Origin of the sequence: Streptomyces sp. B15 (assembly GCF_018070605.1) — a bacterium.
Taxonomy (GTDB): domain Bacteria; phylum Actinomycetota; class Actinomycetes; order Streptomycetales; family Streptomycetaceae; genus Streptomyces; species Streptomyces smyrnaeus.
In genome coordinates, this window is the sequence record NZ_JAGPXJ010000009.1 from 73,832 (window position 1) to 88,085 (window position 14,254).

8 protein-coding genes and 2 pseudogenes are annotated in these 14,254 nt (G+C 69.3%); 7 read left to right on the plus strand and 3 right to left on the minus strand.

Annotated elements, in window-relative coordinates:
- Positions 1–9: 9 nt before the first annotated feature.
- Positions 10–231: pseudogene (locus KBY19_RS06840) on the minus strand (MBL fold metallo-hydrolase); the annotation flags it as partial.
- A gap of 671 nt (positions 232–902) precedes the next feature.
- Here KBY19_RS06840 and KBY19_RS06845 point away from each other — a divergent pair.
- From KBY19_RS06845 to KBY19_RS37175, 5 genes are all read left to right on the plus strand, one after another.
- Positions 903–1,367 (plus strand): hypothetical protein, encoded by a 465-nt coding sequence (locus KBY19_RS06845; protein ID WP_185019238.1) that lies wholly within the window; start codon positions 903–905, stop codon positions 1,365–1,367.
- Positions 1,364–1,687 (plus strand): transcriptional regulator, encoded by a 324-nt coding sequence (locus KBY19_RS06850; protein ID WP_099886158.1) that lies wholly within the window; start codon positions 1,364–1,366, stop codon positions 1,685–1,687. The genes KBY19_RS06845 and KBY19_RS06850 overlap by 4 nt, the downstream gene beginning before the upstream one ends.
- Positions 1,688–1,898: 211 nt before the next feature.
- A complete protein-coding gene (locus tag KBY19_RS06855; RefSeq protein ID WP_210965384.1) occupies positions 1,899–2,834 on the plus strand; it encodes an ABC transporter ATP-binding protein in 936 nt (311 codons plus the stop codon).
- Positions 2,831–3,622 carry an ABC transporter permease gene (locus tag KBY19_RS06860; protein WP_210965385.1) on the plus strand — a complete coding sequence of 264 codons (792 nt, stop codon included), beginning with the start codon at positions 2,831–2,833 and terminating at the stop codon, positions 3,620–3,622. Before KBY19_RS06855 ends, KBY19_RS06860 begins: the two co-directional genes overlap by 4 nt.
- A 252-nt stretch (positions 3,623–3,874) precedes the next feature.
- Positions 3,875–4,003: a hypothetical protein gene (locus KBY19_RS37175; RefSeq protein WP_282102991.1), complete on the plus strand. Its 129-nt coding sequence runs from the start codon at positions 3,875–3,877 to the stop codon at positions 4,001–4,003.
- A 104-nt stretch (positions 4,004–4,107) separates the two neighbouring features.
- Here the strand turns inward: KBY19_RS37175 and putP are convergent, their stop codons facing one another.
- On the minus strand, positions 4,108–7,701 hold the full coding sequence (gene putP, locus KBY19_RS06870) for a sodium/proline symporter PutP (protein ID WP_210956900.1): 3,594 nt from the start codon (positions 7,699–7,701) through the stop codon (positions 4,108–4,110).
- Between the two features lie 876 nt (positions 7,702–8,577).
- On the opposite strand from putP, the gene KBY19_RS06875 reads away from it, so the two are divergent.
- Together KBY19_RS06875 and KBY19_RS06880 are read left to right on the plus strand one after the other, a co-directional pair.
- Entirely contained in the window at positions 8,578–9,429 is an 852-nt protein-coding gene (locus KBY19_RS06875) for a DUF4132 domain-containing protein (RefSeq protein ID WP_247690687.1), read from the plus strand.
- Complete coding sequence (locus KBY19_RS06880) at positions 9,419–13,111, plus strand: hypothetical protein (protein WP_210965386.1); 3,693 nt, start codon at positions 9,419–9,421, stop codon at positions 13,109–13,111. The genes KBY19_RS06875 and KBY19_RS06880 overlap by 11 nt, the downstream gene beginning before the upstream one ends.
- A 154-nt stretch (positions 13,112–13,265) precedes the next feature.
- Here KBY19_RS06880 and KBY19_RS06885 read toward each other — a convergent pair.
- Positions 13,266–14,193, minus strand: a pseudogene (locus KBY19_RS06885) (NADP-dependent oxidoreductase).
- Between the last annotated feature and the right edge of the window lie 61 nt (positions 14,194–14,254).

A 14,254-nucleotide genomic window follows, 5' to 3' on the forward strand; every position in this document is an offset into this window, starting at 1 on the left:
CCGGGTGGATCAGCGGGCCATGAACGGTTCGGTCAGGTGCGGGGTCGCGAGGTGGAGGGTGTCGGCGGCGCTGTCGGGGAGGACTTGTTCTCTTGAGGCTCTTGCCTGCTCGGCGTCCATCTCGTGGGCGTAGGCGAGTTCGTGGTGGAGCAGTTGGATCGCGTGCACGAGCAGGTCACCGGTGACGGCGACCAGTTCACGCCCGGAGGTGACGAGCACCCTCTGGTGCCCGGTCGCCATGCTCTGCACCTGCCGTGGATTCGCGCAGTCCGCCCCCGGCTCGCCAGGCTGGATCTGCGACTGCTCCTCGCGCTGGTTCCGTCGGCCCCTGCATCGCCGACTTCCTGACTCCGCCCCCGATCCGGCCGCTGCCGGACTTCGCCGCACCCGCTGCCGAACCTGGTATACCCCGTCCCCGGTGTCGGCACGGTCTGGTCGCAAGGTGTCGTTCCCACCCCGGACGCGCTCGGCGCCCTCATCGGCCACACTCGCGCCGGACTCCTGGTCGCCCTCGGCGAAGCCACTACCACCAGCATTCCGGCGCGGAGGCCGGCCATGACCCCGTAGCGCGGTCAGCCAGCATCTCAAGGTGCTCTGCGAAAGCGGTCTGATCACCATGAAGCGCAGCGGACGCGAGGTCCACTACGAGCGTTCACAGTTGGGGCACTCGCTGATCTCGGTCTGATGAGGCGGCCGGATCAAGGACGCCCGTCTCCGGTTCGGTCTCCGCTACAGCACCCGTCTTGAGCAGCTGCCCGCCGAAGATCCTCCTGCGAGGCGGGCGAGTCCGCACTGCTGTCGGTAACGACGTGCCGGTCGAAGAGGGCGCCTCCGTCCCCACCCTTGACTTTCCTGCCAGGAAAGTGGTGTCCTCACTTTCCCACCAGGAAAGTGAGAATGCCATGGAAAACTCCGCCGCAGAACAGGCCGGTGACGCGCTCGGCCTGGTGGACCACGCCCAACGTCAGGTGGCTGCTGAGGTGGGCCTGCCCCGTGGCTACTGGTGGGCCATGGCAGCCGGCTGGCTCGTCCTGAGCCTGATCGCCCAAGCCGGACCCGCGTGGCTGGCCGCGGTTGCGACCGTGGGCTTCGGCGTGGGGCACTCAGCGTTCGCCGCACGCTCGCTCAGCGGACGTCGGCGCACGAGCCGGCTCCAGGTCAGCGCGGCGGTCGCCGGTCGACGGATCCCGTTGATCATCGTCGGCATGCTCCTCGGACTCGTCGGGATCACGATACTGGCGGCACTCGCGCTCAACGCCGATGGCGCCGACCATCCGGCCATCTGGGCGGCGCTGCTGACAGCTGCGATCACCGGGTTCGGCGGGCCCGAGATCTTGCGCGTACTCCGCCGCTGGGCGGGGGCATGACCGGCCCACAGTTCGATGAGCTGATCCACCCCAGCACCCGGCTCTCGCTGGTCGCCACCCTGGCAGCCGCCGACTGGGCGGAGTTCGCCTTCCTCAAGGACCGGCTCGGGATGTCCGACTCGGCCCTGTCGAAGCAGTTGGCAACGCTCGAAGGAGCCGGGTACATCGTTACGGAACGCCGCCTCGAAGGCAGGCGGCGGAGGGTCCGGACCCGGCTGACACCTGCCGGCCGGGATGCCTTCGACGGGCATGTCGCAGCTCTGCGGCAGATCGTTGCCTCAGCCGCGGAGCCAGTGGACGGACCAGCGACCAATCCATGACGGCTCAAGGCCACCTCCGGGCGCGTCAGACGGCGGGTCCGGCGAGCCGGTGGCTCGGTACCCGCTGCCATCCGCTGTAGCGAGCGAGGAATGGGACCGAGGGACGGCTGAGCTCCGCGGCGACGCGTATCGAAGTACAAGCGGCACCACACGGGGGCTGCGACACAGGTGCGTCCCACCGCCGGGTGTGCGCACCGGAAGAGAGGTGTTCATGTCCGATGTGGTCGCTGTGGAAGGGCTGCACAAGAGCTACGGCTCCGTGAAAGCCGTGGCGGGGGTGAGCTTCACGGTCGAGCGGGGGCAGATCTTCGCGCTGCTCGGACCGAATGGCGCCGGGAAGTCCACCACGCTGGAGATCCTCGAGGGATTCCGCGCCCGTGACGGCGGGCGTGTCGAAGTGCTCGGGCTGGACCCCGGCGACCGGGCAGTGGCCCGGGAGCTGCGCGAACGCATCGGGCTGGTGCTGCAGGACATCGCGGTCGAGCCGTACCTGACTGTCCGCGAAACCATCGCCCGCAACGCGGGCTACTACCGAAACCCGGGTGACGTCGACGAGCTGATCGAGCTCGTCGATCTCTCAGGTCTGGAGCGCAGAAAGGTACGAGCGCTCTCGGGTGGGCAGAAGCGCCGCCTGGACCTGGCACTCGGCATGATCGGCAACCCGGATCTGCTCTTTCTTGACGAGCCGACAACCGGGTTCGACCCGAGCGCACGCCGGAGCGCGTGGCAGATCGTTCGCAATCTGCGCGAGGCCGGGACCACCGTCGTGCTCACCACACACCACATGGAGGAGGCGCAAGAGCTGGCCGACCGTGTGGCAGTGATCTCCGACGGACGCATCGTGTCCGAGGGAACACCGGAGAACCTCGGTGGACGCGACACCTCGCGCGTGCGCATCAGTTTCGTCCCCCCGGCCGGGTCCACAGCAGCCGATCTGCCGGTGGACGCGATACCGGGCAAGGGCGCACGGATCGTGACCGAGACCGACGAACCTACCGCGACCCTGCACCGGTTGACCGACTGGGCGCTGCGGCGCGGCACGGTCCTCGACCAGCTCACGGTCGAGCGACCGAGCCTGGAGGACATCTACCTCGACCTGACCGACCGCGACGCGCCAGAGCCGGCGACGAGAGGGAACGCACTGTGAGCAGCACCGTCATCCAGCGCGCTTCCCGGCGCGACCTGACTGTTCTTCTGCACCAGATCCGCTACGAACAACTCACCTTCTGGCGCAATCCGCAAAGTGCGTTTTTCACTTTCGTCCTGCCGGTTGTGGTCATCGCAGTCTTCGGCCTCATGTTCGACGGCACCACGCCCAGCCCGTACTTCGGCGGACTCTCAGCTCTCCAGTACTACGTGACGACGCTCGCCGCCATGTCAGTGCTCGGCTCCTGCTACAGCCAATTGGCCATTGTCCTGTCGACGCGACGCCAGAACGGGATCCTCAAGCGGGTTCGAGCCACGCCGCTGCCGCCGTGGATGTACTTCGTCGGCCTGCTGGCACACTGCGTGATGGTGAGCATCGTCGATGTCCTGCTCATCGTCGGCGTCGGGCGCCTCTACAACGTTCCGATACCGAGCGCCGCGGCGTGGCTGCCCGTCGCCGTGACACTCGTGCTGGGCTCGGCCAGCTTCTGCGCGCTGGGCTTCGCGGTTGCCTCACTGATCAGAAACGCGGAAGCCGCACCCGCCGTCGTACAGTTCATCCTCTTCCCGCTCGTGTTCATGTCCGGCACGTACATGCCCGTCCACAACGCGATCCTGGAGAACCTCACCGGCGTGCTGCCGGTACGGCCGTTCAACCAAGCCCTGCTGCAGGCAATCGGCCCGGACGGCGGCTTCGCCTGGCTGCACCTTCTGGTACTGGTGCTCTGGGGCGTCCTCGGAGCGGCGGTGGCGGTCCGACGCTTCCGCTGGGACCCCCGGCCCGAATGACGACGACTCGTCCTGATACCCCTCCGCCGCAGTTCGCCGCCACACGGCAGATGAGCCCGGAGGGTTTCCCAAAGCGACAGACAGAACCGACGCATAGCGATCGAGAACGAGAACGGGGTGGTCAGAGTGGCAGTCCGAGCGCGTCGCTACCGTGGGCCGTGGCTGGTGTGGGTCGGCCCACATCAACTGCTCTGCCCGCTGTGCCGAGGCACGCTGTTCTGGGATCGGGAAGTGCAGCTCAACACCGCGGGCATGAGTTTCCTGAATCTGGACTGGGCGAACGCGTCGGCGACCGGCGTCCAGTGCGCCGACTGCTCACGTCTGGAGCTGTTCGCCGACAGCGGGCAGGTCCGCTTCAGCACTCCCGAGGCACAGCCCTGAGCTGCACGCTGCCGCTATGGGTGAAGAGGGCGGACTCGCCGTCCCGGGCGTGAAGCACCGCGCAAGCAGCCGCCGCGCGGCAGTTCGCCCTCCGATCCCACTTCCTAGACGGCCGGAGAGGTGGGGAGGGCCTGCTCCGTCCAGATGACCTTGCCGGTCGCCGTATGGCGAGTACCCCACCGCTGGGCGAGCTGGGCCACAAGCAAAAGGCCCCGGCCTCCCTCGTCGGTGGTGCGGGCGTGGCGCAGGCGCGGTGATGTGCTGCTGGCGTCGGAGACTTCGCAGATCAGGCAGCGGTCGCGGATCAGGCGGAGGCAGACCGGCCCGGTCGCATGGCGGATGGCGTTGGTGACCAGTTCACTCACGATCAGTTCCGTGGTGAACGTCAGCTCGTCCATGCCCCACTCCCCCAGCTGCTCGCCGGCGAGGGTACGTGCGCGGGCGACAGCAGCCGGATCGCTGGGCACGTCCCAGGTGATGACCTGGTCCGGGGCCAGGACACGGGTCCGTGCCAGCAGCAGGGCCGCGTCGTCGGCCGGCGGGCCGGTCAGCATGGCGTCGAGCGCGTTGCGGCCGGTCTCCTCCAGCGTCGGCCTGGGTGCCAGGAGGGCTTCACCCAGTCGGGCGAGCCCGACATCGATGTCCCGGTCATAGGTCTCGATGAGGCCGTCGGTGTAGAGCGCGACGAGGCTGCCCTCGGCCAGCTCCAGTTCGAGGGATTCGAAGGGGAGGTATCCGAGGCCGAGTGGCGGTCCGGCCGGCAGGTCCAGGATGTCGGCGCTTCCGTCAGGGGCGACGATCAGGGGCGGCAGGTGGCCGGCCCGTGCCAGGGTGCACCGCCTGCTGACCGGGTCGTACACCGCGACCAGGCACGTGGCCCCCAGGAACGCGGCGCGTGCGGTCTCGCTCTCGGCCGCCGTGGATTCCTGAGTGGGCTCCTCGCTGTCGGGTGCCTCCATGAGGCCGATGACGAGGTCGTCCAGATGGGCGAGCAATTCGTCCGGAGGGAGGTCCAGGTTGGCGAGTGTGCGCACTGCGGTACGCAGACGCCCCATGGTTGCCGCCGCGTTGATGCCATGTCCGACCACGTCCCCGACAACCAGGGCGACCCGGGCTCCGGAGAGCGGAATCGCGTCGAACCAGTCCCCGCCCACGCCGCTGGGGGCATCTGTCGGCAGATACCACGACGCCACCTCCAACGCGGACCCCGCAGCCAACTGTCGTGGCAGCAGGAAACTCTGCATGGAACGGGCGGCGGTGCGCTCGCGGGTGAAGCGGCGCGCGTTGTCCACGCACACCGCCGCGTGGGAGACGATTTCCTCGGCGAGACGCACGTCGTCCGCCTCGAAGGGCTCCCGGTCCTGCGACCTGGCGAACGTCGCCACGCCCATGGTGACGCCGCGCGCCCGCACCGGAATCACCATCAGCGAGCGGAAGTCGAACGCCCGGACGGAGGCGCCCAGGGGCTGGTCCTCCATCACCCAGGGACTGGTGAAGGGGTCCAGGGTCCGTTCCACCAGCGTTCTGCTCTGCAGCAGGCAGCGGGTCACCGGCGACGACGGAGCACGCCGGACGGCTTCCCCCACGGCCCAGCTGGCCTCCGGGCAGCCCTCACGCACCGACTGCTGCCCCGCGCGGCGAAGGACGGGCGTCATGCCGACCGGTCCGGGGGCAGGTTCCTCACCCCTCATGACCGAGTCCAGTACATCGACGGCGACGAAGTCGGCGAGCGCGGGCACGGCCTCGTCGGCCAGTTCCTGCGCCGTCCGCGTCACATCCAGTGTGGTGCCGATGCGGACGGCGGCGTCGTTCAGCAGGGCCAGCCGTTCCTGTGCCTGCCAGCGCTCGGTGACGTCGATGATCATGTACCAGATGCCCACATGCCGGCCCTGGCGGTCCTTCATGACGAAGAACGACGCGGAGAAGGCACGCTTGCGGCGCGGGTCCGCGTATCGGGGGCCACGGAACTCGTAATCGATCACCGGAGCACCGGTCTCCAGGACCGACTGCATTTTCTCCTCGAACGCCTGACCTTCCTCTTTTGGCAGCACTTCCTTCACCTGTCGCCCCAGCCGCTGTTCGAGGGGGATCAGGCGGTCCAGTGGCTCGTTCACCCAGACGTAGCGCAGGTCCGTGTCCAAAACGGCCATGCCGACAGGCGCGTGGGTGAGAGACGGCACGAGCATCAGCTGGCTCACCCCGCCGCCGGGCATCCGCCAGAAGGCCCGCTTCGGCGGCCGGCCGACGAACCTGCCGAAGAACAGAGCGGCCCCCGTGGCGACGAGCACGCCCGGGACCATTTCGTAGATGCCTGACTCGAGTGGTCCGAGCAGCGGGTTGATCCGCTCCCAGAGAAGCACCGTGGCCGCGCCCGACACGATCCCGGCCATCGCCCCCGCCCAGGTCATCCGCGGCCAGTACAGCGAGAGGACGACGACCGGCCCGAAGGCGGCACCGAATCCGGCCCAGGCATACGCGACGATGCTCAGCAGTCCGCCGGCATGGAGCGCGATCAGGAAGGCCACCACGATGACCAGGCCGACCGCGGCCCGGCCGACCCACACCAGCGCCTTGTCCGAGGCACGCCGGTTGAGGAACGCGCGGTAGAAGTCCTCGGTGAGAGCCACGGACGACACCAGGAGCTGACTGTCCGCGGTCGACATGATGGCGGCCAGCACGGCGACCAGCATCAGCCCGGCCACCCATGGATTGAGCAGCGTCCGGCTCAGGACGATGAACACCGTATCCGGGTCGGACAGCGGCGCGCCGAGCTCGGCGATGCCCACCAGTCCGACGAGCGTGGCCCCGGCGAGTACGACCACGACCCACCCCGTGCCGATACGGCGGGCCGCCGGAACCGCACGGATACTGCGGATTCCCATGAAGCGGGCCAAGATGTGCGGCTGCCCGAAGTAGCCCAGGCCCCAGGCGAGCAGCGAGACGATCGCGACGGCGCCCAGCCCTCCGCCTGCCGACCACTGGCCGTCGGCGTAGTCGACATCCGACCCCATGCCCAGCAGGCCCGGCCCCTTGTCGTCGAGGGCGGTGCCCAGCGCCCCGAAACCTCCGAGGACTGCGACACCCGTCACCGGGAGCACCAGCAGGGCGAGGAACATCAGCACGCCCTGCATCACATGCGTCAGGCTCACTGCGAGGAAGCCGCCGAGACAGGAGTAGGTGACGATCACCAGAGCCGTCACCGTCACGCCGAGCCCGGACCGGACGTCGAATACCTGCTCGAACAGCACTCCTCCGGCCACCAGACCGCTGGCGACATAGACGGTGAAGAACACCAGGGTGACCGCGGCCGAAACCATCCTGAGCATCCGGGTGCGATCCTCGAAGCGCTCCTCCAGATAGGCCGACAGGCTTACCGCGTTCCCGGCCCGTTCGGTGTAGGTACGCAGCCTGGGCGCGACAAAGAGCCAGTTGAGATAGGTGCCGGCCGCCAGGCCGACCGCGATCCAACTGGCACCGAGGCCGGCGGCGTACACCGCTCCGGGAAGTGCGAGAAACAGCCAGCCGGACATATCGCTGGCTCCTGCGGACAGAGCGGCGACGGGCGCGCTCAGCCTGCGGCTCCCGAGGGCGAAGCCGGCGAAGGTGCGGGTGCGGGTGTAAGCCCAGACGCCGATTCCGACCATGGCGACCACGTATAGGGCGACCACGGTCACGATCGGCGTACTCAATTCGAACATGCTGTTCCCGCTGGAGAGGTTCATGAGCCCGGAGGCGACCATCGACACGCCTGGCAGTCGCACGCACTGGCGTCTCAATGTACTGAAACCAGTCGCCGGAACTTGACCACCGCATGTGTGTCGGCATGTAGGTCTTCATGCGCAGGTGCTCCGAAAGAAAGACCATCTGGCACGAATGTCGAGCGGTGCCCCTTCGGCGGCGGCGCGCACACGGCGGCATACGTCCGGGTAGAAGACACCGGGATGGTCCGGTGCGGCCGGGGGGGGTCATCGACACGGCCGCAACCGGAGTGTGAGCCCCGGCACCGAACCGTGCGCCCATCCTCTCCCCACCCCGGGTTCCGGCCGCCGCGCCGCCCCCGTCTCCGCCTGCGGCCGGACGGCACCGCTGGGCCCTCTCGCCCCTCACACAAAGGGGGTCACGCCCGACCACGGCCCCGGCCACGGCCCCGGACACCTGGCATCCTTCACCGACGTCCTGGCCGGTGAACTGCCCCAGCCTGGACCAGCACCTACCTGTCGACCGCGCACAAGACGGAACTGGCCGAACTCACCGAGCGCATGTGGGACAGGGGCCGGTTCACCGAGACCGCCGCCCTCTCCCCCGCTCGACCGCACTGCCGTATCGACCCACGCGGAAGACGGCAAGCCGCCTCGACGTCGTCGGTCACCACAAGGAGCAGGAAGGGTGCCTCATCGCGACCCTCACTTCACAGGCCGCGCCGGCCGAGGCCTTCCGGGGGTAGGGGGCCGGACTGCGTCCTCATTCAGGGCGGCCTCTTCGTTCGCCCGCCACAACGGAGCTCTCCCCATGAAGCCTGGCGCGATGACGCGTGCCCAGGCCGATTGTCACAGGGGGCTGACATGATGCGGATCATGTCAACTCCCCCCGCGTGGCTGCCCGCCACCCATGGCCACGAACTGGCTCTGGACGGAACCACTCTCAGATGCCGGAAGTCCGACGGCAATGTGCTGCGGTCGGTCCCCAGGGCCGTGCGCAGCAGTTCGGTGGGCGAGAAGCTGTCCGAGTTGCGCGAGCGGTTGGTGCGGCACGAGGAGGAATGCCGGTCCACCGTGGAGTCCTGGCTGCTGGCCGGTGTTCCGGTGCCCGCCGCCCTGCTGGCCCGCGTGTGGCCGGACCCGAGCTGGCGGTCGGTCCTGGAGCACCTCGTGGTGGTCGTCGGCGGGCGGACAGGCCTGCTGACGGAGGTGACCGAGGAGGGTCGCACTGTCTTGGTGGACCAGGACGGTACTCCGCATACCCCACTGGTGGGCCCCGTTTCCCTGCCGCATCCGATCCTGCTGTCCGACGTGGGAAAGTGGCGGGAACTGCTCGCCAACCGTGACGCCGCGCAGGGTATCCCGCAGCTCTCCCGCGAGCTCCACCACCGGCCGGACGACGTCGACCCCGAAGCCACCAGCCTCGAGGACTACGCCGGGGGCGGGTTCGAGGAGCTGCGTCACGCCACCGCCCGCGCCGCCCGGTACGGCTTCGTCATGCGCGGCGGTTTCGCGATGCTACGGATCGTTGACGGTGGCGTCGGTTTGCAGGCCCGCTACTGGCTGGGGGCCGACGATCCCGGCCTGCCCATCGAGACGGGACGACTGCTGTGGGTGGACGCATCCGAACGGCCCGTCGCGCTGGGCGAGGTCGGTCCGGTGGCCTGGTCCGAAGGCGTGCGCATGGCAGAACTGATCCATGCAGGAAGGACGACCGATGACCAGTGACCGGATCGCGCTGGACACGGGCCTGGCGCCCGCCGGTACTTCGGGCGGCGAGCCGGTCACCGCGCGCCGCTACACCCATCCGCTGCTCGGCACCCGCCCCGTGGTCCGGCTGACCGGGCAGGCCGCCGCGCCCGGCGAGGATCAGGTGCTGGCCGCCGCCGGATTCTCCGCACCCGACACCGGCCCACCAGTGGCGGCCGGGTACCGCCAGGAGCCCGGCTACCCGGCGTGGGCCGTGCTCCACGACCCCGCCCACGCCGACGCGGCCCTCGCGGCGGCGCCCGGGATGGCGAGCGCCGAGCGGCTGGCCGGGCCCAAGCCGGGACCCGCGCTCGACCTGTACGGAAAGATCGCCACGACGCTGCCGGACTCCCACCTTCCGGCCTACTGGGAACAGGTCGGCCGGGCGTTCATCGCCGCCGGCCGCCTCCGGCAGGCTGCGATGATGTTCGGCCGGGCACGCCAGGCCGATCAGTACCTGCCGTCCGTCGATCCGGCCAGGCGGCGCGCGGTGTTCCTGGAGTTCGCCCTCGCCGGGGCACTGTCGGTCAAGGACATCAAGACCTATGTGGCGGACCTCGGCAAGCGCCGGGGCGACCCCGCCGAGGCCTACCAGGAGCTGCGGGAACTGGCCGTCCTCCGTACGCTCGGCGGCCTGCCGCCCTGGCCCGAGATGCTCAAACAGCTCACCAAACTGGCCAAGGCCGCCGGTCTCGACGTGGCGGCCGAACACGGCTCCATGCTGGAAACCCTCGTGGAAGCACCGGCGCTCTGGCGGGCCTCGGACGGCTTCTGGACCTCGCAGCGCAAGACCTGGCTGGCCGCCGTCGCCACTTCGGACGCGGTGATGAAGCAGCGGCTGGTGTGGCAACTGGTCGACCTCCCGTATTCGGACATGGACGCCTGGTGGGTCGCCTTCCTCGACGAAGCGGGTGCCTTCGACCAGCTCGGTGAGGACACCGGACGGTGGCTCACTGCGATGCTGCGCCGCTACCGCGGACCCGGCGCACGTCCTCCCAAGGCCCCCAAGGAGCTGCTGCACCTGCTGCCGCGCCTGGCCGAACGGATCAGCCCGGAAGAGGGCCCGCTGCGCCTGAGCTACGGCACAGCGAAGGAGTACCGCATCGACGCGGGGGTCATCGGTGGCTGCCTGGCAGCGGGCATCCCGGTGCCGGACCCGGATCCGAAGCTGCTGCTGGGGCACTGGTGGGAGCACGACCGCGTCGGTCTGGAAGCGCTGACCGCCGACGACCGGTTCTCCGACCTGCTGTTCCATTCCCTCCTCGAAGACAAGCGGTCCGACGAACGCTGGAAGAGGGAATGGGCGATCGAGCCACTGCGGCCCTTCCTGCGCAGGATCATCGACGACCGGTTGAACTGCGCCACTTCCGGCACCCTCCAGAGCGCTCTCGACGCTTTCGACTGGCTCTACGCCACACTGTCCCGGCGGGCGGTGGCGGAACTGCCCGACCTTCCAGGCCGGCTCGCCGCCATCGACTTCGTGGCCCCGCTGACCAGGACGCTCCGTGCGGGAATCCTCGACGAGCTGGGCTGGGACGCCCTGGACAAGGCCGCCGGCGAGCTGAAGGGCGAGGACAACTGGTGCCGGGCCAGTTGGCCCATCCTGACCGTGCACGACCGCCGCAAGGCCATCGCGATCGGCCCCGGCGGCCGGATCGCGGAGCACCGGCTGGTGGTGCCGAAGGGCGCCGACCAGTTCAACTACGACGTTCGGGCGTTCTTCTCCGAAGGAGAGTTCCAGGTCTTCCACGCCGTCAACCAGGACCAGAGCGTGTACTGGTCCGGCGCACCGGCCGAGGTCCACACGGAGCACGAAACCTCGTGGAAGTGGCGGTACGGCGAGAAGACGCGCTCCGGCTACACCTTTCTGGGCCCCCGCGCCCGGCGCTTCGTGGGCCACCGGCTCCTGACCGTGGGCGAACGCCGGGTCGCTCCTGAGGGCCACATGTTCCACGACGGCCGGACGTACTGGTGGTACACCGGCGTGGACAAAGAATCCCGGGTGGTGCGCCCCGTCGACCTGGCCACCGAGGAACTCGGCGAGCCCGGCCTGCCCGCGTTCCTCGATCCGTCGCTGCTGGGCGAGGACGAGGGCTGGCTGATCGAGCATTCGTCGCTGGCCCCGGTCACCGCCGGCACCGCGACCTCGCCCCTGGGCACCGACGGCACCCGTCTGGGCTTCAGGGTCGCCTACGACCGCGTGACGGGACGGATCCGATACCACCGTATCGACGGCGTCCACGGTACGGCTCTCCCGATGACCGGTTACCTGCCGCACGCTCGCTGGTCGTCCAAGCCACCCATTCCCTGGGGGCTCCTCGACGTTCCCGGCTCGGACCGACGGCTGCTGCTGGACGGCGGCTACGACGTCACCGCACGCGATCCGGAAACCGGTGCAGCACACTGGCGGGTCTACATGATGGACCAGGACTGGATCGTCAACCACCCGTCCCCGATGGCCGCGGGCACACGGCGCATGCCGCCGAAGGCGTTCTGGCACTTCCTGACGCCCCGTGACCTTCCCGGCTCGCGGGCGCTGCGAGAGATCTCCGAGGACACCGTGCGGGCACTGCTGGCGGCGACGGCCACCTCCATCTCGGCGCTGCGGAACGCTCTGGGTCTCCTGCTGCCCGAGGTCAGCCACCAACTGCTGCTGGACGGCCTGATGGGGTTCTTCCAGGAGACCAACCGCCGGATACAGCACCGGGACCGGCTCCTGAAAGTGCTCGACCAGCAGACCCCACGACTGCTGGAGGTTCCGGAAGCGGACCTGGACGGCGCTCTGGACGGGTTGGTCAGCTACTACTCCGAGGGAACCGGCGGGACGGTACGGCAGATCGAACTGGCCTCGGCGTTCTTCACCGGCTCGATCGACGGCGAGACGGCCATGGCCCACTGGGCGGTCCACGGGAGTCATTACGACTGGACGGAGCTCGTCGGCCGCATCGGCGGCCTCGGCTTCCGCGCGGCCAGCACCGTCACCCCTGCCGAGCACCGCACGGCGGTGATCGGGCTGCTGCGGTTCTGGGCCTCCTCGCCCCTGACCGATCCGGCACTGCACCGCGGCCTGTTGGACCCGGGAGAGGACGGGGACGAGGAACCCCCGGCGGCCCAGTCCACCGCGGAGGGCAAGCTGCTGCCGCTGGACATCGCCATGCACTTCGGCGACTGGGCCCGCTCGCAAGCAGGCAGGAACTACCGAATCAAGGCGTTTCTGCAACGCGGTGACCTGCCCCGGCCGGAGGGCTTCGTCGACATCGGGCCGGTGACCCGAGGCTGGGCCACCGTCAAGCGGCTGCGTTTGCTGGCCGACGAGTTGGAGCGACGCGAACCGGTGCCGTTCGACCCCGACGCCGCAGCCTGCCTCGCCAAGGCCGCCGACCTCGACCACGCGGAGGCAGCCTTGTGGCTGACCGGCCTGCCCGGAGTCGACGCCGACGGCGTCCGCGCCGACAAATGCCTGTCGCCCGACATCCGCGCTGCCTTGGGGCTGAAGGTGACCGAGGCGGCCGACGCATGCGAAAGGCTGCGGAGGATGCCTACCGAAACCCGCCTGGAGCTGTACGACGCGGCGATGCCCAACGACCCGGGACAGCTGTGGAACCAGCACATGATGGCCGAGCGGCTGGCAGAGGCATTCCGACGGCCGCCGTCCGGATGACGGTTCCGGTTCGATCAGCGGTCGGTGGAAAGCGTCTCCCCAGCGCTCCCAGCAGGGCACGCGTGCGTACGGCGGCGCCGCGTCCCGGCAGCCCTGCGGCTGCCGCCGCCCACCCCAACTGCGTGGATGGACGGGGCGGTTCAAAGGCGATCATTCAGGGCACGGTGATGATGATCTTTCCGCGTGCGTGGCCGGCGGCACTGGTGTCATGGGCCGCGGCGGTCTCCTTCAGCGGGAACGCGGCGTGCAGGGGGACGGTGAGGCGGCCCTGATCGGCCAGGTCCACCGCCAAGGGCAGTCCTGCCCAGCCCGGTGACTCTCCTGCCTCGGAGCGGGAGAACCGCACTCCGTGCCGAGCGGCGTCGAAGTCCGCTATGGTCACCACGCGGTGCGGGTCGCCGACGATGGCCACCAGTTCGGAAAGGGAGCCCTTGCCGGCCGCGTCCAGAACCACGTCGACACCGCGCGGAGCCAGTGCAGCAAGGCGATCGGCCAGGCCCGGCCCGTAAGGTGACCGGTACGACGCCGAGCCCCTCGAGAAATCCGTGATTGCCCTCGCTGGCGGTGCCGATCACGGTGAGGCCGCGGGCCCGGGCGAGTTGCGCGGTAATGGTACCGACACCGCCGGCGGCACCCTCGATCAACAAGGTCATGCCCTCGACGGCGTCCAAGGCTTCCAGTACACGCGTGGCCGTGTCGATATTGCCCGCGGCGCCGCCCGCTTCCCCGAAGGACCACGACCGAGGCTTGGGAGCCCACGCCTCCAGCACGGCGTACTCGGCCGCGGCGCCGCCCTGGTCCCCGAAGGGAACGAGACCGAAGACCGCATCTCCCTCGGCGGTGCCGGTCACCCCCTCCCCCACCTCGTCGACGATGCCAGCGGCATCCATGCCTGGTATGTGCGGCAAGTCCAGGGACACGAAGTCCCGCAACATCCCTGAACGCAGGTACCAGTCGGCAGGGGTGACACCGGTGGCACGCACGGCGATGCGGACCCGGCCGGGCCCGGCGTGCGGCTCCTCGACCTCTTCGACGGCAAGAACCCCGGAACCGCCATAGCGGTGGTACTGCACAGCAAACACGGACAGCCTCCATACATACGGCACGTCGTTCGACAGGAGAACCCGCAGCCGCTCACCTCCG